The sequence below is a fragment of the bacterium genome, from assembly GCA_036382775.1.
Lineage (GTDB): Bacteria > Hydrothermota > Tepidihabitantia > SM23-42 > JAOAFX01 > DASVHD01.
In genome coordinates this window covers 88,259-108,801 of the sequence record DASVHD010000049.1, presented here as the reverse complement: position 1 = coordinate 108,801, position 20,543 = coordinate 88,259, and the positions used below count along the sequence as shown (strand labels likewise).

The following is a 20,543-nucleotide window of genomic DNA, read 5'->3' as shown; positions in this document are numbered from 1 at the left end:
TAAATTCTTTTACGGTCATCGCCCCGGCTCATGATATGGTATAGACAGTTTTCACTGCGTAATCGATAGGGACGCGCCATACTCTCATTATATTCTTTTTCCTGATTTTGTCAATTACTTTCTAATTTCGAGGGCTGACCCCAATTATTTTCAATCATGAATAAATTAATCAAAGTGTCTCCACCAGCTGTTTCATATCTTCCGGCATGGGCGCCTCGCACGTGACCCATTGCCCGGTACGGGGATGAGTGAACCATATCTGCCGCGCATGGAGCGCGGCCCTCGGAAAAACGATGCTCGACCGCAGCCTGCCCGGAATATATTTCTTCTCCCCGACCAGACAGCAGCCCATCGCGAGAAGCTGAAGGCGGATCTGGTTCGTTCTGCCGGTATGCGGCATGAACTCAACTATGCTTGCGCGGGATAATTTCTTTATCACACGGAAACTCGTCTGGCCGAATTCATGCGTTTTCACAAGGTCGCCCCTGATCACGCCGTCCGATCTTTTTATGTCTCCCTCCACGATTCCGATATAGACTTTTGTCACTGACCGCTGTTTGAACTGACGCTCCAGGTCCTTCAAAGCCTGCACGGTTTTTGCAAAAACGAGCACACCCGATGTTTCGCGGTCCAGGCGGTGCGCCGGAAAGACCGTTTTACCCGTTTTCTTGAGCACGTCGGAAACAGATAGCCCGCGTTCAGAAGCGCTCCGGCACGTGAGATATCCCGCCGGTTTATCGACCACCAGAATATCACCATCTTCCATAAGTATAGGAATAGCCTCGGCTTTCCGCATCCCGGCGTCCTTTTTTTGCGAATCTATAAAAATAACTATTTCATCACCCAAACTCACCTTTCTGGATCCGAACGTCGCTTTCATGCCTTTACACAACACCATTCCTGATTCGACGAGAGCTTTGGCGTCTTTGCGCGAAATGTCAAGAAACAGCGAAACAACGTGGTCCAAGCGCATATCGGCCATGCGGGCAGGGACAAAAAAACGTTTGTGCGGCAGATCTTTACCGTAGACCATTATCAACATGATATACAACCGTCATCGCAAGTCAATGCCAGCGGGATCTTTTATGCCAGGCTATTGACCATTCATTTAAAATGGCTATATTAAAAGAATTAAAGGCAATTGATAATTCATGAACTATCATAGCATTGATATCGGACAGATCCTGGGCGACCTTGATGCCACCCTGAACGGGTTAAACCATGACCAGGCCTCAAAGCGGCTTGCCGAAGTCGGGACCAATGAGATAAAAAGTTTGAAAAAAAGAACGCCGTTTGAAATGCTGCTCGCGCAGTTCAAGGATTTCATGATCATGGTCTTGATCGCCGCGGCGATCATATCAGGCATTGTCGGCGAACCGATCGATACGATCGCCATCATTGTCATCGTCGTCGTCAACGCGGTCATCGGGTTCCTTCAGGAATACCGGGCGGAAAAGGCCATTGAAGCTCTAAAGAAAATGGCATCGCCCAATGCCACGGTCATACGTGATGGCCAGCACCATGTCATTCCGGCAACCGAGATCGTGCCTGGAGATATCGCCTATATTGAAGCCGGTAATATCGTGCCGGCTGACCTGCGGTTGATCGAGAGCTTTCAGTTGAAAATAAACGAATCCGCCCTCACCGGTGAATCGATAACCGTTGATAAACACACGAGGGTGATCCCCGATGCTGACATTCCCCTTGGTGACCGCCGGAACATGGTGTACAAAAGCACCATGGTAACGAACGGACGCGCTATGGGTGTTGTTGTCGCGACCGGCATGAAGACCGAGATCGGCAAGATCGCCACCATGCTGCAGGAGGAAGAAGAAGTAAAAACCCCTATGCAAAAGCGGCTGGCGTCTTTTGGCCGCAGACTGGCGATCGCTTTTCTTGTCATTTGTGCGATCGTGTTCGTGGCCGGCATGCTGCGCGGTGAAAAAGTGACGCTCATGTTCCTGACCGCGGTCAGCCTTGCCGTGGCGGCAATCCCGGAAGCGCTGCCTGCGGTTTCAACTATCGCGCTGGCGCTCGGCGCCAAGGGATTGGTCAAACAGAACGCGTTGATCAGAAAACTGCCGGCGGTCGAGACGCTCGGCTCGGTCACGTATATATGCTCGGATAAAACCGGGACCCTGACCCAGAACCGGATGGTCGTGCAGGAAGTGTTCATCAACGGCCGGGTGATAAAAAAAGGCGAATCCGTAGTCCATGAATTCCCTTATCACGATGTGTATCTGGCGATGGCGCTGAACAACGACGCGCGCAAGGATAAGGACGGTGACCTCATCGGCGACCCGACCGAGACCTGCCTTTATGTCGCTGCCGATGAAGCCGGCTTTAATAAAGAACAACTGGCTGTAAAATACCCGCGGCTGGCCGAGATTCCGTTCGATTCTGACCGCAAATGCATGACCACCTTCCACCGCACGCCCGAGGACCGGATCGTATCCTATACCAAGGGCGCCATCGAAGTGCTCATGAATAAGTACAAGAAAATCCTCACGGCGAAAGGCATCGTGGTAGACAAGGATAAGATCCATGTAATCAACGAAAAAATGGCGGCCGGCGGACTGCGCGTACTGGGGATCGGCATGCGTGAATGGGACCATGTCCCCGAAGATCTTTCACCGGAATCGGTTGAACGCGATTTGCTCATCCTGGGGCTCATCGGCCTCGAAGACCCGCCGCGGGACGAAGTGAAAAATGCCGTCGAGTTGTGCAAGACCGCCGGCATCAAACCGGTCATGATAACGGGTGACCACCCGATAACTGCCCGCGCCATCGCCCGCCGGCTGGGTATCATTGATGAGGACTACGACATAGCCGAAATATTGTCGGGAAAAGAATTGCAGGACCTGTCGCTGGAGGAATTCGAAAACCGGGTGGAGCATATCCTGGTGTACGCGCGCGTGGCGCCCGAACAGAAACTTAAGATAATCAAGGCCCTGCAGGACAAGGGGCAGTTCGCGGCGATGACCGGTGACGGCGTCAACGACGCGCCGGCGCTCAGGCGGGCCGATATCGGCGTCGCCATGGGCATTACCGGCACAGATGTGGCAAAAGAAGCTTCCCATATGATCCTGCTCGACGACAATTTCGCGACCATCGTCAAAGCGATCAAAGAAGGCCGGCGGATCTTCGATAATATCAGGAAATTCATTAAATATGTCATGGCATGCAATTTCGGTGAGATCTGGACGATCTTCCTGGCTCCCTTTTTCGGTATGCCGATCCCGCTGCTGCCGATCCATCTGTTGTGGATCAACCTTGTCACCGACGGCCTTCCAGGTCTGGCAATAACCGCAGAGCCGGCTGAAAAAGGTATAATGCAGCGGCCGCCCCGGCACCCTCAGGAAAGCATCTTTGCCCAGTGGCTGGGTTATCATATTTCCTGGGTGGGGTTGCTGATGGGGTTCATCTGCATTGGCACCCAGGCTTGGTCGATACACATCGGTGACGCGCACTGGCAAACCATGGTCTTCACGGTATTGTGTCTGAGCCAGATGGGGCATGTGCTCGCCATCCGTTCGGAACGGGAATCGCTCTTTACGATCGGGCTATTTTCCAACCTTCCGCTACTGGGCGCTGTCGCACTTACCATTGTGCTCCAGTTAATGACGATCTATGTACCGTTCTTAAATCCGTTGTTCAGAACGCAACCCCTTTCGCTGGAGGAATTAGGCATATGCCTGCTGTTATCCTCCGTCATTTTCTTCGCGGTCGAGATCGAAAAGATCTTTAAGAGAGCTAAAAAAAAGTAACCGGCGCTCTCAAGATCACAGTGATAACATGAAGATGACATTGATATCTCTATGGCGTTTATCGCTGCACTGATATTTGTGTCCTGTTTCATCAGATTGGAGTTTAATAAAAAAACGGGGTAATCTGCCTTGAATCACTGTCAGTTGACATTCACCGAGTTATATATAGAATTACCCAGCAACGCTTTATTTCATGATTAAGATTATGAAAAAGGAGAAAAAATGAACACAATAATATCAGGTATTAAATGCCTGGCTATTTCCGGATTAGTCTTGCTGTCGGCTTACGCCCAGACCATGGATGAAGTGATCGCAAAAACAGTAAAAAGATACGATAATCTAAAAACTTTTCAGACCGAATTCACGCAGACCCTATGCGATGAAGCGGCCGGGATGTGCAGCATTTACGAAGGTAAGCTGTCTTTTCTGAAACCCAACTTTTTCCGCATGGAAATCGAGAAACCGGCGCAAGTTTATGTCGGCGACAGCGTTTCGCTATGGATCTACATGCCGGACAAAAAAAAGGCGATCCGCCAGGCCATTGGCCAGATACCATTCGCGATCAATCCCAACATGTTCCTGGAAGACTACCAGGAACACTTCAATGCGGAGTTTGCCAGCGCCGATGACGGCTATGAAATAACGCTGAAACCCAGGGAAGAGACCGAAATATACTCCATGATCACCCTGCTTATCGATAAGAAAAAATACGATATCATGATGATATCCATCATCGATGGCGCGGGGACCGAGAACAAGTTCGTCTTCAGTAACACGCGCATCAACAAGAATATTTCCCGCGACGTCTTCCTTTTCCAACCGCCTGAAGGAACCGAGATAATTGACCAGTAGCTCAAGCCGCAGCAGACTCCACAATCCAAAACCGACTAGAACCGGACCCGGCCGGGTCCATTTCATTTCTCTGGGTTGCGCGAAGAATCTGGTGGATTCAGAACGGCTGATCGGCGCCATGGGTAAGTGCGGCGCGGTCATGGCGCCGCGCCCGGCGGATGCGGACACGATCATCATCAACACCTGCGGTTTTATCCAGCCTGCGGTCGATGAGACCGAACAGGAGATCGCGCGCGCGCTGCGCCACGGGGGTAAAAGCGTTTACGTATACGGCTGCGCGGTGAACCGTTTTGCCGGCGCGCTTAAAAAGAAATTTCCAGAAGTGACCGGGTGGTTTTCGATCGAGAAGAAAAACGATTTGCTCAGAAGCCTGGCGTCGGATACCGAAGAATCAAACGTCCGCTGTCTGACCACGCGGGGGTATGCATACCTGAAGATCGCCGATGGATGTTCCAACCGCTGTTCATACTGCACCATCCCCGCGATCAAAGGCCCATTTCGCAGCGTTCCGAGCGAAACGATCGTCCGTGAAGCTCGCGAGCTTGTCCGGCTGGGAGCGAACGAACTGATCCTGATCGGACAGGACACGACGCGCTACGGACTGGACCTGTACGGCAAACCCATGCTGCCGGAGCTCCTGGCCGCGCTTTCCAGGATCAAGCAGGTCAGATGGCTCAGGATCATGTACGCGCATCCAGCATCCATAAATAATGCGGTGATCGATGCCATCGCGAATAATCCTAGGATCTGCAAATATCTTGACTTGCCTATCCAGCACATCAGCGACCGCGTTCTGAGATCAATGAACCGCGGCGTCACCCGGCGTCAGATCGAAACTCTGTTGACGCGTCTTGAACGGATAAAAAATATCGCGCTGCGCACTACGGTCATGACCGGGTACCCCGGCGAGACCGATAAAGAATTTGAAGAACTCCACGCCTTTTTGAGCCTTGGGCATTTCGACTATGTCGGCGTTTTCCCGTATTGCCGTGAGAGTGGAACGCAAGCCTCGCGGCTGTGCCAAGTTCTAAATGATGTGATCCAAACCCGATATCGCAGGCTTTTGCGGCTCCAGCAGAAATTGCTGACCGCGGCAAACAAGCGCCGGCTTCACATGACCTGGCCGGTGCTGGTACACGACCGGGACGGGAATTACATCGGCCACGCTGAATTCAACGCTCCGGACGTTGACAGCCGGATATTGTGCAGGTCCAAAAAAATGGCATTTGGCAGATTTTACCAGCTGAAACTGACCGCTTTAAAGGGGACAGACCTTTATGGCCGGGCATCCAAAGGCAACAAGGCCTGAGATCAATATGATTTTTAACCGCGGCCTGCTTTCTATCCTTGTGCTCGCGTCATTCTGCGGGGCAGTTGAGTTCCCGCTTGACCTGTATGGCCGCGCGCACTTCGGTAAATACTTAAACAGCGACACCTCGCTCTATTATCTTGATGTCTCGACGGATTTCTACTGCACCGTGATGCGTCACCGCTCGGCGTCGGTGTTCATCCGTTACCGCGACGATCTGGACGTTGCCGGATCGCCCCAAAACGGCGTCCTCTTCGACCCGCGGCGGCTACACTACTATTTCGTCCTGGGAACCGAGTACCGCTGCGCGCCGGCACTGTTTACCCTGTATTTCATGCACGACTGCGTCCATCTCATCGACGTCGAATCGGGGATAAAACCGATCTTCAACCGTCTCAAGCTTTCGGCCGGCGCCCCTGATTTCCAGGTAAGCCGCGAAATGAGGACAACGCAGAAGATCCTCTGGCAACTGACGGTGGGATGGTATCCCGGCTGGCAGTACCACAGCTGGTCGATCAATTCCGGGGCCGATTACAAATGGGATGCATTCGGCGACCTCCGGGTCGGACTGATCAAAGGAACGAATTATGCGGTCCGCTTTCTGACCACGCTTGGCGCGGCGATCGCCGACAGTAGCAATTACTATCAAACGACCGTAGGCGCCGAATGCTGCTACCTCAGCGCGCGCGGCAACGCGGCTGGTCTGAATCTGACCTATACCCTGTATAATAACGATCCGATAAAAAGTACGGACAAATTATGGCTGCTCTCGGCATTCTTCCAGTTCTAGTTCTTCTCCTCGGCTCGCAGACCGGGGAAACGGCCTATGAGCTTTACAGCATCGGCAATGATCTCGAGCTTGCCGGGAATGCAAAGCAGGCGATCGAATATTACGCAAGAGCGCTGGCGATCGATCCCGGAGCGACCGAGATCTACCTTACGCTTGCCAATACTTATTACAAGATCCAGCATTACGACGACGGTATCCAATGGGCAGAGCGAGCCTTGCCCTTCAATGGCGAAACGGACAAGATCTATATACTCATCGGCACCGGGTATATCGGAAAGGGTGATTATAAAAAAGCCCTTGAGGCATATCAAAATGCGTCTTTGGCGAAACCCGATGACATCGAGTTGAAAGCGGCGATCGCCACACTTTACGAAGTCAACGGCGATCCGGTCAAGGCGCGCCGGGTGCTTTCCGACATTCCCGATGAACAAAAGACAGCCGATGTATACAATCAGCTCGCGGAGATAGCCGGGCGGCAGAAGGATCACACCGGCGCGGTCGATTTCTACCGGCTGGCATACGGCGCTGACAGCATGGATATAACAGCCCTGGTCGGAGTGGGCACGGGCTTTGACCTGCTCGGGATCAAGGACTCGAGCATTTATTACTACGAAAAAGCCGTCAGTCGCGAGACCCTGCTCACGGTCAGGAAAAGACTCATCGACCTGTATGCCGATACTGAGCAGTATGAAAAACTGATTGCCGCGGCCCGCTTGTTGCTCCAGATCGATCCGGGCGAGACCTCGGTGCGCAGGAACCTGGGCTACGCGCTGTTCAAAACCGGCCTGGCCACCGAAGCCCTGAAAGAATTTCTGTTGACCTCCCGGCTGGAACCGGACGACACGTACTCGCGGTTCTACGTAGCGCGCATCTATCTGGAACAGGGCAAATACCTGGAGGCCAAAAACGAAGTATTGACAGCGCTCGGTATCAATTCTGACTTCATAGAACTATGGGTGTACCTGGGATTTATTGCCATGGACCTGAAGGAATACGGGCTGGCATCCGATGCTTTCAACGAAGCCGCCCACCGCGGCGGCGATCTTGTCCAGATCTACTACCTTCAAGGCGTTATCGCCGAAATGCAAAATATGGAGATCGAAGCTTATTTCGATTACCAGAAGTCGCTGGCTATCGATCCCCGTACGATCCCGGCGCGGGAAGCGCTTGCCAACCTTTGCGACCGCATGGGGCGCAAAAATGAGGCGTTCGATCATTTCCGGAAGATCATCGAGATCGATTCCGCCAGCGCGGTAGCGCTCAACTACGTCGGCTATACATACGCTGAACGCGCGGAAAGCCTGGCTTGCGCTCTTGAGCTCATAGAAAAAGCGCTGTCGTTCGAACCGGATAACGGTTACTACCTCGACTCCCGCGGGTGGGTCTATTTCCAGATGCAACAATACGACTCGGCCCTGGTCGATATCGAAAGGGCCGTATTGCTGGTCGAAGACGCCGTCATTTTGGCGCATCTCGGTGACGTGCACCTTCGGCTGGGCAATATCGATAAAGCCAGGGAAGCTTATCAAAAAGCCCTCAATGACGATCCCGGCAATAAGATCTTGTTGCGGAAACTGCGTCAGGTGCAATGAAAAAAGTCAGCGTGCCGTCAAAGAATCCGGCTTCCCGACACAATGACCAGCAGCCGTTCGTAATGGAGCCGTATCGTGTCAAGGTCATAGAACCGCTGTCCTTTCTGACCAGAGCACAGCGCGTCAAGATCATCAAAAAAGCCGGATTCAATACATTCCTGGTCCCGGCTCAGTCGGTATTGATCGACCTCATCTCGGATTCCGGGACCGGCGCCATGAGTTCTGCGCAATGGGCGCGAATGTTCGAGGCCCGCGAGGATTTCTCTGGCCAGACCTCAAGCGCGGATTTTATCAAAACCGCCCGGGAAATTACCCGCCTGCCTAATATCCAGATCGTTCATCAGGGACGGGTTGCCGAAAACATTTTGTTCAGGGCTTTGCTGAAAAGCGGCGAAATGGTCCTGTCAAACACGCATTTTGAGACCACCAGAGGGAACATTGAAACTATGGGGTGCTCGGCGTGCGACCTTCTAAAGCCGGAGCCGCCGTTTTACGGCAATTTCGATATCGAACGCGCTCGGCGCATGATCAAGAAAACTCAAAAGGTCAGGGCGGTGATCATGACCATAACTAATAATATAAACGGCGGGCAGGCTGTGGCGTACGACAACATCAAAGACACGGCCGCGCTGGCGCGCAAACACGGTTTGTATCTCATTCTCGACGCCTGCCGGTTCGCTGACAACGCTTTCTTGAACAAGGAATACGAGCGCAGGCCGGAAAGCATCCTGCGCCTTTGCCAGCAGACTTTCGGACTATGCGATATCGCATACATGAGCAATAAAAAAGACGCGCTTACCAACATCGGCGGGTTCATCGGCACCCGCGACCACAGGCTCTTCAGCCGCATCCAGCACGAGATCATCAAGCAGGAATCATATCCGAGTTCAGGCGGTATGGCCGCGCGTGACATCGCGGCAATGCGGAACGGTCTATTGGAAGCGGTGAATGAAGACTTTATCCGCAGCCATATCGCGAGCCTGCGCTATTTTGCGGACCGTCTTCGTAATCACCGCGTCAGGATCTTCGAGCCGGTCGGTGGTCACGGTATCGTGGTCCGCCCTAAGGGCGCGGCGAAGTACGCGGCTTTCGCGCTGGCGGCAAAAGTCTTCACCGAAACCGGTATCCGCGGCGGCGTCTTCAACTGTGAATTCCGGCTCGCCTTGCCTCGCCGGGTCTACACGACGCGTCACCTTGAATACGCGGCAAATGCGATCGCCGGTGTATATCACAAGGATTTGCCGGTCCTTAAGTGCACCTGTGAACCACCTCATTTCTTTAACTTTTTTGCCCGATTTACGCTATCGTAGTTACCAACGCTTTACATTTCAACCCATTGTGTTGTCTAATCTTATATTATATGAAGTTCTTGAAAGTGAAGATTTCTGGATTTTTTCAGAAATCTCTGTGCCCCTGCTTGACAGAAGTACTATTTTATATACAATGTTGTACTATTAAAAGGAGCTATTGTGCAGGAACGTTTTACTGAAAGAGTGAGAAAAATCTTACACATTGCCCGCGAAGAGGCTCTGCGATTCAGGCATAATTTCATCGGTACTGAGCACCTTCTTCTGTCCATGATCAAGGAAGGAGAGGGCGTCGGGGCGATGGTTCTGATAAATTTGGGGATCGAACTGAATGAACTGCATAAAAGCATCGAAACTTCCATGGGCGTGGGCGTCAGTTCAAAGATGGACGTCACCCTTGGCAATGAAGCCAAGGTGTGCCTTAATTACGCCATGGAAGAAGCTAAAAATTTTGGTCATTCCTACGTTGGTACCGAGCACCTGCTCCTGGGAATCATCAGGACCGAAGGCAGCCTGGGAACGCAGATACTGGAATCGATCGGCATTGATTACGAAACCGCCAAGAACGAAATAATCCAGCTGCTCAGGCCAGAAGGGGTTGCCGCCGGCAAGAGCAAAGCCAAGAACCGCGGTTCTGCCCTTGAACTTTTTTCGCGCGACCTGACCCAGATGGCGAGGGATGGCAAACTTGACCCCATCATCGGCCGGGAAAAGGAGATCGAACGCGTGATCCAAATCCTGTCGCGCCGCAAGAAAAACAACCCGGTGCTGATCGGGGAAGCCGGCGTCGGCAAGACCGCGATCGTCGAGGGACTGGCGCAAGATATCATCGCGCAGAATGTTCCCGATTCGCTCTATGATAAACGGGTCATCGCCCTCGACATGGCATCGATCGTCGCCGGAACAAAATACCGGGGGCAGTTCGAAGAGCGCCTTAAAGCGGTCATCACCGAAGTGACCAAGAACAAAGATATCATTATTTTTATCGATGAGCTCCATACGATCGTCGGGGCTGGAGCTGCGGAAGGTGCCATCGACGCTTCCAACATGCTGAAGCCGGCACTGGCGCGCGGCGAGCTCCAATGCATCGGGGCGACCACGCTTGAGGATTATCGCCGCTATATTGAAAAGAACGGCGCACTGGAACGCCGGTTCCAGCCCATTATCGTCAATCCTCCGACCGTGCAGGAAACGATCGGCATTCTGCATGGTCTAAAAAAGAATTATGAAGACCATCATCACGTGACCTACAGCGAGGAGTCTTTGCAGGCCGCTGCGTACCTCTCGGACCGGTATATCACGGACCGGTTCCTGCCGGACAAGGCGATCGACGTCATCGACGAAGCCGGCGCAAAGGTCAAACTGTCCAAGGTTATCAAGGATCCAAAAATTCTGGAACTGGAAGCAAAACTCAAAGAGATCAAAGAGAACAAAGAGCGCATGGTCATCGAACAGAAGTACGAAGAAGCCGCCGAACTGCATAAAGAAGAACAAAAAATACTGGAACAATTAAAGAAAAAAGAAACTGTCCTGTCCCCCACGCGTCCGGCGGTCGTCGAGGAAGACATCGCGTTCGTCGTTTCGCGGTGGACCGGCATCCCGGTCTCCAAGATCGAAGAGAAAGAATCCAAACGCCTGCTCAAGATGGAAGATGAACTCAGGAAAAAGATCGTAGGACAGGACACGGCGATCGCGGCCATCGCCAAAGCGGTAAGACGCAGCCGCGCCGGGGTGAAAGACCCGAGGAGACCGATCGGTTCATTTATTTTCCTGGGTCCTACCGGCGTTGGAAAAACAGAACTGGCGCGCCGGCTGGCCGAATTTCTGTTCGACGATATCAACTCTCTGATCGCCCTTGACATGTCCGAATACATGGAAAAATTCAACGTCTCCCGCCTGATCGGCGCACCGCCGGGGTACGTGGGCTATGAAGAAGGCGGCCAGCTCACCGAAAAGGTGAAGCGCAAGCCTTATTCGGTCGTGCTGTTCGATGAAGTGGAAAAGGCGCATCCCGATGTCTTCAACATCCTGCTCCAGATCCTCGAAGACGGACAGTTGACCGATTCATACGGACGAAAAATTGACTTCAAGAACACCGTGATAATCATGACCTCGAACATCGGCACGGCCGAGATCCAGCGGAATGACGGCATTGGTTTTACCAAAATCGACAATGCCCTGTCCCACGAAAAAATGAGCGACCGCCTCATGGAAGAGGTCAGAAAACTTTTCTCGCCTGAATTTTTAAACCGGATCGACGAGATCATCGTCTTCCGCCAGCTCAGCAAGCAGGATATGATAAAGATCGTTGACATCCTCATCTCCGAGGTTGAAGAACGGCTGCACGAGAAGAAAATGATCCTGGAGCTCGATGAGTCAAGCAGGGAACTGCTCGTGGAAGAGGGATTTAACCCGCAGTACGGCGCGCGTCCCATCAAGAGAACTATCCGCCGCCTCATCGAAGACCCGCTTTCCGAAGAGATCTTGAAAGGCAATATCAAGGACGGCCGTCACATAAAACTGGTCCGGGTCGGGGACCGATTAGAGTTCAAGACAAAGTGATACTCGCATACTTTCTTTTCGCTTACACTATCGCCGATATCAGGGTAGAATCCCAGTGGACGGATAAATCGCTTATCCTGCAGACGATCGGCTGCAAGACGGGCGATGAATTCAGGGACGCGATGATCCCCCAGATTATATACAGCCTCAATAAACTGCGGCTCTTCAATGGGATCGCGGTTGATACGACGATCGTTGCCGACGGTATTTTCATTGTCATAAGGATCGACGAAGCACCGTTCCTGGCCGGCGATCCTTTATTTTACGGCAACAAAAAGATCAAAAGCAAGGACCTTCTCAAGCGCTGCGAACTAAAATCGGGCCAGATCCTGACCGATCGCGTCGGGTTCAATGCCAAGCGCAGAATCATCGATCTTTATGAAGAAAAAACGTACTATAATACCGTTGTCCGCGACAGCGTTGTCGCCGACACGTCGAACCGGGTCTCGCTGGTGTTTGTCATCGAAGAAGGAACGACACTGCGGATCGGCAAAATAACGATCGACGGGAACGAGGCCTTTTCCGACAGCAAACTCAAGCGTAAAATGTCGACCAAGGAAAAAGGGTTCCTGCGCAGCGGCAAACTCAACAAAGAAAAATTAAAAGAGGACATCGACAAGATCTCGAATTACTACAAGGAAAACGGTTACCTGGACGTGCAGATCGAAGAACCGCAGATCACAGCGGATAATAACCGGCTGGTCATCGCGATCACACTCACCGAGAACAGGAAATATTACGTCGGCGATATCACTTTCAGCGGGAACGAACTGTTCACGACACCCCAGCTGATGAAAGTGCTGCAATTCACGACGAACGATGTTTACGACATGGCCATGGCGCAGAAGACCTTGCAGGATATGGGATCATTATATGCCGATGAAGGTTATATCTACTGTTCGATCGGACCCGTGGAAACAGTCCGGGACAGTATCGTTGACATTGTATACGTCATCCAGGAAGGATCGCCCGCCAGCATCAACCGGGTGATCATTACCGGCAACTTGAGGACCCGTGAAAAAGTCATCCGGCGCGAAATCGTCACGATACCGGGCGAACGCGTGCGCCAATCACAGGTTTTAAGGTCCATGCGTGAAGTCTTCAATCTCGGTTATTTCGAGGATATCAAGCCGGCGACCGGTTCTCCCGATGACAGCGGCAATGTCGACGTTATCTACAGTGTCAAGGAGAAGGAAGGCGTGGGTTCGGTCGGCGCCGGCATGGCTTATTCTGCGCAGGATAAGATCACCGGCTACATCGAACTTTCGCATCCCAACATCTTCGGCCGGGGACAAAGGATCTACACCAAGCTGGAAGTCGGCGGCAGGCTGACAAATGTCCAGCTGGGTTTCACGGAACCGTGGCTCTTTGACACGCGCACCTCGGTGGGTGCAGAACTTTACTACACGAATCGGTTGTGGGATTACTATACGAAACGGGATATCGGCATGGCAGCGAACTTCTCTTTCCCGTTTTATCTGGACTACACCCGTTTGGGTTACACCTTCCGGATCGAACGGACACAGATCTTCGACATTGCCGGCTCGTACTCGCCCCCTTCGAGCGGTTACAGCCTGTACGACGACACCATTCCGAAATGGACGGTGGGCAACAGTTTCGGTCTGACCCGGGATACACGGGATTATATTTTCAATCCTTCGAGCGGCTCATTGTTATTGCTCCAGAGCGAGTTCGCCAAAAAGTTCCTCTTTGCCAATATCGACTATAACCGGGTGACCTTTGAGGCGCGCACGTATTTCCCGCTATTCTGGAAATTCATCCTCGTGAACCGCCTGAGGACCGGTGTGGTTACCAGCGTCGATGAAGTCCCGTACTACAAGCGTTTTTACGCAGGCGGGGTCGGCGAGGACGGCGTACGCGGCTACCCCGACCGGTCACTGTCACCCACAGACGACGGAAGGACCGTCGGCGGAGACGCCATTTTTGTGAACAATCTCGAAGTGAAACTGAAGCTCTCGCAAGGGCTTGCTTTCCTGTTGTTCTATGACATGGGGAACGCTTTCCCCTCGTACCGCGATATCAATCTTTATAACCTGTCGCGCGGCGCGGGCGCGGGCGTCCGGATCGAGATCCCGATGATGGGTGTCATCGGTTTTGACCTGGGTTATGGATTTGACCGTGATCATCCGGGATTTGAACCTCATTTTCAGATCAATCCCTTCGGTATATTTTAGTCTAACAGGAGGCGTATCCATGAAAAGATGGGCACTTATTTTCATCCCGCTTTTGATGTTTTCCAAGGAAGCAAAGATCGGCTTTGTGGAATCATCAAAGATATTCGCCGAATACCAGGCAACAGCGGCGGCTAACAGCCAGTTCAACATGTTCGTCAGCACGTACCGGGAGTCGGCGGCGGTCCTGCAACAGAACATTGAAAAAATGAAGTCCGAGCTCGAAGCCCAGAAACTCCTCCTGTCAGAAGAAGCGCGCCTTAAAAAACTGGATGAGATCGAAACGTCGACGCGTACCTATAACCAGTTCCTGCAGGAGGCGTTCGGTACCGACGGCAAGATCGAACAAAAAAACAGCGAATTAATGGCACCGCTGTTGAAAAAGATAAACGATGCGGTCACCAAGATCGCCCTGCAGGAAGGCTTTTCCATTGTTCTCGACCTCTCCCAGGGCGTATTTTACGCATCGAGCGAACTCAACATCACCGACATTGTCGTCAGCGAGCTTAACCGCGAATTCGGACCTGCAACCGTACCCGGCAGCGAGATCAAGAAAGCGATCGGGATATTCCCGCTGCGCGAGGAAAACACGGAAGCCATGACGACGGAACTCGGACAGAAATGCCAAACCGAACTCTACAATGCGCTCAATGCTTATTCACAGCAGTATAAGATCGTGAGCAGCTCGACCATCAGGGCGGAGATCGCCCGCCGCCAGCTCGGGCGGAACATCGATGACGGCCAGGCGCTGAACATGGCGCTCACGCCGTTGCTTTGTGATTATATTGTAACCGGGCAGGTGACGAAGTTCTCGACAAAGATCGATTATACGCTGACGTTCATCGACGTCAGCACCAAGCAGGAGATCGACAAGCGCGTGAACAGCATCACCGATGACATAAAACTCCAGGAAGCCCTTGCCAACGACCTGCGGGCAATGATGTCAAAGCTCAAAGAGTGACCGCCGCCGTGCTTGAAAAGGTTTAGCTCGTTCAGACCTTTAAAACCGGCTCCGCTCGTCGTTATTTAGGCGGAGACGGTCGGTGTTCGCGTACCGCTTTTATAACCTCCCTTATCTCCCGCTCAAATTCCTCCTGGAAAATAAGGAACCGCGCCTGCTGCTGCGGTGACAGGATATCGCGCATTTCATCCATGACTTCGGCCTGAGCCTGCTGTTTTTCATCCTGGCTGTTCTTCAACCGGTCGATCACGACAATAAGCTCCTTATCGGCGGCGTTGTTTTTTAAGAGCTCCTTGAGCTCCTTGATTATCTCAAGGCGTTCCTCGAAAAATTTCTGCTCTGCCTTCCTGATCTCGTTGAGCTTGGGGAAAAATTTGACGGCCTGTTCCGTTGTCAAATCCAGCTCCTGCGTCAGACGGTACATCCTGACTTTTTCGATGATCTCGCGCGGGTCGTCCTTATCCGGTGGTCCCTGAGCGAAGACTAAACAACCCAGCAGACCGATCACAATCAAACGCCACATAGAACCTCCTTCCTGATCTTATGACTGAAATTGCCAATATCATATTTTGCCATATTTTTCATTGAGCTTTTTGACAAGCTCGCTCCTTTCGGTTTCGCTCATCTCGCCGATATTCTCGTCGATATCGGTCGTGACATAGTCTTCCAGTTCTTCAAACTGCGCCGTCAGGTCATTATCCACGATCTTTGACAGAACCAACCGGCTGACATCAGCATCATGCATGAACCCGGACATGTCGACCGATATCTCGACCGTATCCCTGGCTTTCCCCATTTCGCCTATCAATACGAAAACAAATACCGCGGCGGCCGCGGCCGGAACCAGAGCTGCCGGGAAAACCCACCAGCGCAAAGGTTTTTTCTTTTCCGGCGTCTGCCGGACGCGCACCTTAAGATCTTCAAAGTAATTGCTGTCCGGCAATGGCACTTCATCCAAACTCATGATCTCAATGACTTTTCTGTGTTCAGCGCATTCGCGCTGACAGGAAGGGCAGGCATCCAGATGGCGCTGGAACGTTTCCCTTTTTCCGGGATCGAGCACGCCATCAGCATAATCGATGACGAACCGGCTGAAACCGCACCTACTCATAACCATTCCTTAAGGTATTCACGGAGTTTTTTGACCGCCTGATGGTAATGGGCTTTAGCAGCACCGGATGTAATGCGCATGATCGCTCCGACCTCGGTGAAGGTATGACCATCATAATGATGCAATATGAAGGTCATACGCTGTCTTTGGGGAACTTTCTCAAGCGCATCATCGACGGCGATCTTCATGCGTACTTTTTTATCCAGGCTGCAATCCGTGACGGGATCTCCTGCGGCAGCCTGCGCGTCCCGGTTCTGTTTCCGATGGAAAGAAATGCACGTATTGACGGCGATGCGATATAGCCACGTGAAGAATTTCGACCGCTCATTGAATCGCCGGATATTATGGTAAACCTTGATAAAAACATCCTGGGTGAGCTCGCGTGCATCCGCGTCGTTCCGGGCGTAGCGGAAACAGATCGAATATACCGGGGTTCGATATTTATCAAAAAGCAGGTCGAATGCTTTTTCATCACCTTGTTTAAAATCAAAAATAAGTCGTGCATCATCAACACCGTTCATTAAAGTTAGACGATCCTGGCGGTTCAAAGGTTTAACCCCCATGCCAACCTGGTTTTAGCCCGTAGGATCTTATGATATTTGGTACGGAAATACGTGCGTTTTACGGTATGAAGCCTTGAATACCTCACATTGGGTCTATTTAAAACTCTTCCTCGGCATAGGGTTCAAACTGGTCTCGTTCAGCTCCGCATTCGGGACACACCCACTCTTCAGGGAGGTCCTCAAAGGCTGTCGTCGGTTCGACACCATTGTCTGGGTCACCAAATTCAGGATCATATATATAACCGCAGATGGTGCACTGCCATTTTCCCATGAAATCCTCCTTTTGGTTCCCAATTGTATTTAAAAAAAATTTATTGTCAAGTACAATATCAATAGTGATACGGACACATAACCTTACCGGTCTCCCGGTCGTACCGATAAGGCTCACGCGTGACCGGGCAGAAAAGACTTTCACCCTCCAATTCCGGGATATCGGTCAGCCGTAGCGGATAATAACCGCTGTCGGCGTTGAACATTGCGACCGCGGTCGAAAATTTTCTAACCTTACTCAGGCATTCGATCCCCTGAGCTCTTGGGATCGCGGCCTTGATTTCAGTCCCGCGGTCCCGCCTATTACCAGTGAATAAAATAATGGCCGTGACGATCAGTATCAGCGACACGATTAGCGAGATCGCGATCGAAACGTATGACATGCCCCGTCCGCGTACCGCCATGCAGCATTATAGTATTTAATCAATGTTTGTCAATCTGCTAATGCCCCGGGCAGTTCTCCATGAGCCGCCGGGCAACGCCCCACTTGCAATCACGCGCTGTTTTGATACAATGACCCATGGCTGATTTGCCAGACGATGCGATCGTTCCGGTCAACAAACCGATCTCATTCTCGACTTATGACCTGGTCAGGATCTTTAAGAGGGAAACGGGATTCCCTCACAAGATCGGTCATGGCGGCACGCTTGATCCTTTTGCCACGGGTGTCGTGCTCCTGCTCCTGGGCAAAGCGACCAGCCGGTTTGAAGAGATCAGGACCTGGGAAAAGGTCTACCTGGCCGGCATAAGGCTGGGAGCAGTATCGTCTACCCAGGATATTGCCGGTCAGATCGAAACTGCAGAGCGCTGCGATCACGGATCCATAAACAGGTCGAGTATTAGTAACATACTTGAACGCTTTGTCGGAAGCTTTGTTCAAAAAGTGCCGGCCTATTCTGCGGCCAAGCATGAGGGTGTTCCCATGTACAAACTCGCCGCCAAGGGTGTGGCGGTCGCTAAATCCAAGACCGTTACCATTATGTCAATTGAGATCGTCAATTTAAAATGGCCGCTGCTCAGCATCAGGGTGCGGTGCACCGGGGGCGTGTATATCCGGCAGCTCGCCGCCGATATCGGTGAGGCGCTGGATCTCGGGGGTTTCCTGTATTTTCTGGAGCGTGAAAAAATCGGTGAATATACGCTCAAGGACTGCGCGAGCATTTCTGAATTCAGGACAAAATACGCGTCGGTTTAGGAAACCGCCGCTCTATCCTGCTGAGCTACAGTGGTTGCACTTAATTTCGACACTTTTTGCATCTTTTCTGCACTTTTTCTGTGCATCAAAACAGCTTGTGCCATGTCTGTGCCACATTTTATACCCATATTCAACCTTAAAAAGGCATACCGATTTTGCCCTTTTTTGGCAGTCAGAGCATTCTTTTGAACCTTCATTTTTCTAGTCATGTCCAATGAAATACTATATTCCTTAATGTTGGAAAGTCAACGAGTCAATTAAGAAAAAAGGGGAGACAAGCTTATAATGACTCATCTCCCCCATGGATTTTTACGATTCATAGAGATGGTTTCAATTTCTTCAGCTGCTTGTCTAAGTTGGATTAGTCACGAATTGTGTTGACAATATAAATTTGCTTAATTACGGGAGTCAGTTTGCACCAACGCGCCTTTCTCTCCTTGTGCTGACTTCCCACCAAAACCCATGGTAGCACACAGAACAACGGTAACTGATAGAATAGTTTTAACAATGTAAATCGAAATATTCACTCAGCCTGTCTCATCTTCAAGAATTGTTTAATTTTCAGCATATTCCTTTTGCTCGGCTCAACCCTGCCCTTCTCCCAGTAAGTAACCGTATCTGTGGACACGCCAATGAGCTTGGCGACATCCTTTTGAAATAACCCCATGTCCATTCTCTTCTTTTTGAGCTTCTCCCCGATTGTTTTTGGTTTTACCTGGTTTCCTTTGGGATGATATTTCGGGCGTTTTACGGTAATATGAAGTTTCGGTTTTGTCAAGAAATTGCAATGAACCCCTGCCCGTATGTTGCCTTTTTTTAACAAAGTTTTATTTATTCCGCAACTGACGGAAATAATGAATTCAGATAATTAACGCATTACTACTCCACGGTGCGATTTGTTTAAGTGTTGAAAAATCAAGCATTTTTGCCATCGTCATAGTACTTGTGCCAAAATATAATAATATTCTCATTGGCACGTACTATTAAATTATGGCAGGTTATCATTTAACTGATGCCAAGAATTTATTATTAAGAATTATAATCCTAATAAATGATGCCACATTCAACCAGTAAGTGCAACACATGATAACTGTCGAGAGACTTCAAACGGCGTTCGATAAGCCAGGCATTTTCGCGGCCTGGAATTTAGCCGATTTTCGATGGCCATGATCCGATCCTTGCGCATTTTACTTAAATCCGTCCGTTTTGGCAAGTACCGCCGGATCAAGCCAATTAGGTTCTCGACCGTTCCTTTTTCCCAGCTATGATACGGATTGCAGAAAAAGGACATCGTGCCCAGCTTTTGGTTGATCCATTCATGTTCCACGTTTTCATGGCCGTTATCATAGGTGATGGTATGCCGGAGATCAACCGGATACGCGCCCAGCATCCCCGAAATCGCCTGGCGGACAGCGGCGGACGTGGTCTGCCGGATCTTGCGGATGCGCACTAGCCGGCTGGCCCGGTCGCCCAGCACCTGTAAGGCCGCTTTACTCTGGCGGGAGATCACCGTATCCGCCTCCCAGTCGCCTGCGCGCTCCCGTTGCGCCACCCCGGCTGGCCGGACGGCAATGGCGACGCGGTTCGGGATGTGGCTCTGCTGGTGCTTACGGCTGTGGCCCCGGCACCGGCGTTTCTTGTTATGGCGGACCAGGTACCGAATAAGCTCCCGGTGCGTGGCATAAATATACTTGTAAATCGCCTCATGGTTGATCCGGACATCCGGATGGTCAAGTGGCAGGCGGCCAGCGATCAGCTCGGGCGATAAACCCGCCTTAAGGCCTTGCACCACATAAGCTTGGATGATCGGGCTTTTGAGACGAGCCCGGATATGTGCGGTGCCCCAACGGCCTTGCGCTCGCTCCTGCGCCTTATGGCTGAGATAATACCACTTACGGATTTCCGGAGCGTTCCTTTGCAGCTCCCTTGAAATGGTCGCTTTATCCCGGCCTAATTTCCCCCCAATTTCCCGTAACGAGCACCCTTGGGCCTTATAAACCGTAATCAAGTCCCGTTCCTCCTTGGATAAGTGCTGGTAATGTGCTCCCATAACGCTTTGACCTCCTCAAACC

The 20,543-nt window shown here is 51.6% G+C and carries 19 protein-coding genes; 10 read left to right on the top strand and 9 right to left on the bottom strand.

Features of this window, described 5'->3' with window-relative positions; translation table 11 throughout:
• Positions 1 to 169: 169 nt before the first annotated feature.
• Positions 170 to 1,033, bottom strand: coding sequence for an RluA family pseudouridine synthase (locus VF399_12940; GenBank protein ID HEX7321248.1), 864 nt, complete (start codon positions 1,031 to 1,033; stop codon positions 170 to 172).
• 118 nt (positions 1,034 to 1,151) lie between these two features.
• Here VF399_12940 and VF399_12935 point away from each other — a divergent pair, with 118 nt between their 5' ends.
• The 9 genes from VF399_12935 to VF399_12895 all read left to right on the top strand — a co-directional run bounded on the left by VF399_12935 (position 1,152) and on the right by VF399_12895 (position 15,332).
• On the top strand, positions 1,152 to 3,767 hold the full coding sequence (locus VF399_12935; protein HEX7321247.1) for a cation-translocating P-type ATPase: 2,616 nt from the start codon (positions 1,152 to 1,154) through the stop codon (positions 3,765 to 3,767).
• 222 nt (positions 3,768 to 3,989) lie between these two features.
• Positions 3,990 to 4,619 (top strand): outer membrane lipoprotein chaperone LolA, encoded by a 630-nt coding sequence (gene lolA / locus VF399_12930; protein HEX7321246.1) that lies wholly within the window; start codon positions 3,990 to 3,992, stop codon positions 4,617 to 4,619.
• Positions 4,609 to 5,928, top strand: coding sequence for a 30S ribosomal protein S12 methylthiotransferase RimO (gene rimO / locus VF399_12925; protein HEX7321245.1), 1,320 nt, complete (start codon positions 4,609 to 4,611; stop codon positions 5,926 to 5,928). Before lolA ends, rimO begins: the two co-directional genes overlap by 11 nt.
• Positions 5,929 to 5,935: 7 nt before the next feature.
• Positions 5,936 to 6,718 carry a hypothetical protein gene (locus VF399_12920; GenBank protein HEX7321244.1) on the top strand — a complete coding sequence of 261 codons (783 nt, stop codon included), beginning with the start codon at positions 5,936 to 5,938 and terminating at the stop codon, positions 6,716 to 6,718.
• Positions 6,688 to 8,310, top strand: a complete 1,623-nt coding sequence (locus VF399_12915) for a tetratricopeptide repeat protein (protein HEX7321243.1) — start codon at positions 6,688 to 6,690, stop codon at positions 8,308 to 8,310. The genes VF399_12920 and VF399_12915 overlap by 31 nt, the downstream gene beginning before the upstream one ends.
• Positions 8,307 to 9,620, top strand: a complete 1,314-nt coding sequence (locus VF399_12910) for a tryptophanase (GenBank protein ID HEX7321242.1) — start codon at positions 8,307 to 8,309, stop codon at positions 9,618 to 9,620. Before VF399_12915 ends, VF399_12910 begins: the two co-directional genes overlap by 4 nt.
• A gap of 183 nt (positions 9,621 to 9,803) precedes the next feature.
• A complete protein-coding gene (locus VF399_12905) occupies positions 9,804 to 12,179 on the top strand; it encodes an ATP-dependent Clp protease ATP-binding subunit (GenBank protein HEX7321241.1) in 2,376 nt (791 codons plus the stop codon).
• A complete protein-coding gene (bamA, locus tag VF399_12900) occupies positions 12,176 to 14,374 on the top strand; it encodes an outer membrane protein assembly factor BamA (protein HEX7321240.1) in 2,199 nt (732 codons plus the stop codon). The genes VF399_12905 and bamA overlap by 4 nt, the downstream gene beginning before the upstream one ends.
• Positions 14,375 to 14,393: 19 nt before the next feature.
• Positions 14,394 to 15,332, top strand: coding sequence for an OmpH family outer membrane protein (locus tag VF399_12895; protein HEX7321239.1), 939 nt, complete (start codon positions 14,394 to 14,396; stop codon positions 15,330 to 15,332).
• Between the two features lie 61 nt (positions 15,333 to 15,393).
• Here the strand turns inward: VF399_12895 and VF399_12890 are convergent, their stop codons facing one another.
• From VF399_12890 to VF399_12870, 5 genes are all read right to left on the bottom strand, one after another.
• Entirely contained in the window at positions 15,394 to 15,855 is a 462-nt protein-coding gene (locus VF399_12890) for a hypothetical protein (GenBank protein ID HEX7321238.1), read from the bottom strand.
• 39 nt (positions 15,856 to 15,894) lie between these two features.
• Complete coding sequence (locus VF399_12885) at positions 15,895 to 16,443, bottom strand: zf-HC2 domain-containing protein (protein ID HEX7321237.1); 549 nt, start codon at positions 16,441 to 16,443, stop codon at positions 15,895 to 15,897.
• Positions 16,440 to 16,964: an RNA polymerase sigma factor gene (locus tag VF399_12880; protein HEX7321236.1), complete on the bottom strand. Its 525-nt coding sequence runs from the start codon at positions 16,962 to 16,964 to the stop codon at positions 16,440 to 16,442. The genes VF399_12885 and VF399_12880 overlap by 4 nt, the downstream gene beginning before the upstream one ends.
• Before the next feature lie 139 nt (positions 16,965 to 17,103).
• On the bottom strand, positions 17,104 to 17,277 hold the full coding sequence (locus VF399_12875) for a rubredoxin (GenBank protein ID HEX7321235.1): 174 nt from the start codon (positions 17,275 to 17,277) through the stop codon (positions 17,104 to 17,106).
• A 58-nt stretch (positions 17,278 to 17,335) separates the two neighbouring features.
• Positions 17,336 to 17,680, bottom strand: coding sequence for a hypothetical protein (locus VF399_12870; GenBank protein ID HEX7321234.1), 345 nt, complete (start codon positions 17,678 to 17,680; stop codon positions 17,336 to 17,338).
• Positions 17,681 to 17,796: 116 nt separating this feature from the next.
• Between VF399_12870 and truB the strand changes: the two genes are divergently transcribed.
• Complete coding sequence (truB, locus tag VF399_12865) at positions 17,797 to 18,471, top strand: tRNA pseudouridine(55) synthase TruB (protein ID HEX7321233.1); 675 nt, start codon at positions 17,797 to 17,799, stop codon at positions 18,469 to 18,471.
• On the opposite strand, the gene VF399_12860 is transcribed toward truB, so the two are convergent.
• The 3 genes from VF399_12860 to VF399_12850 form a co-directional block, all read right to left on the bottom strand.
• Positions 18,468 to 18,668, bottom strand: coding sequence for a hypothetical protein (locus tag VF399_12860; protein HEX7321232.1), 201 nt, complete (start codon positions 18,666 to 18,668; stop codon positions 18,468 to 18,470). The two genes, truB and VF399_12860, sit on opposite strands and share 4 nt — an antisense overlap.
• 326 nt (positions 18,669 to 18,994) lie before the next feature.
• Entirely contained in the window at positions 18,995 to 19,249 is a 255-nt protein-coding gene (locus VF399_12855; protein HEX7321231.1) for a helix-turn-helix transcriptional regulator, read from the bottom strand.
• Between the two features lie 285 nt (positions 19,250 to 19,534).
• Complete coding sequence (locus VF399_12850; protein HEX7321230.1) at positions 19,535 to 20,521, bottom strand: IS30 family transposase; 987 nt, start codon at positions 20,519 to 20,521, stop codon at positions 19,535 to 19,537.
• Positions 20,522 to 20,543: the final 22 nt, after the last annotated feature.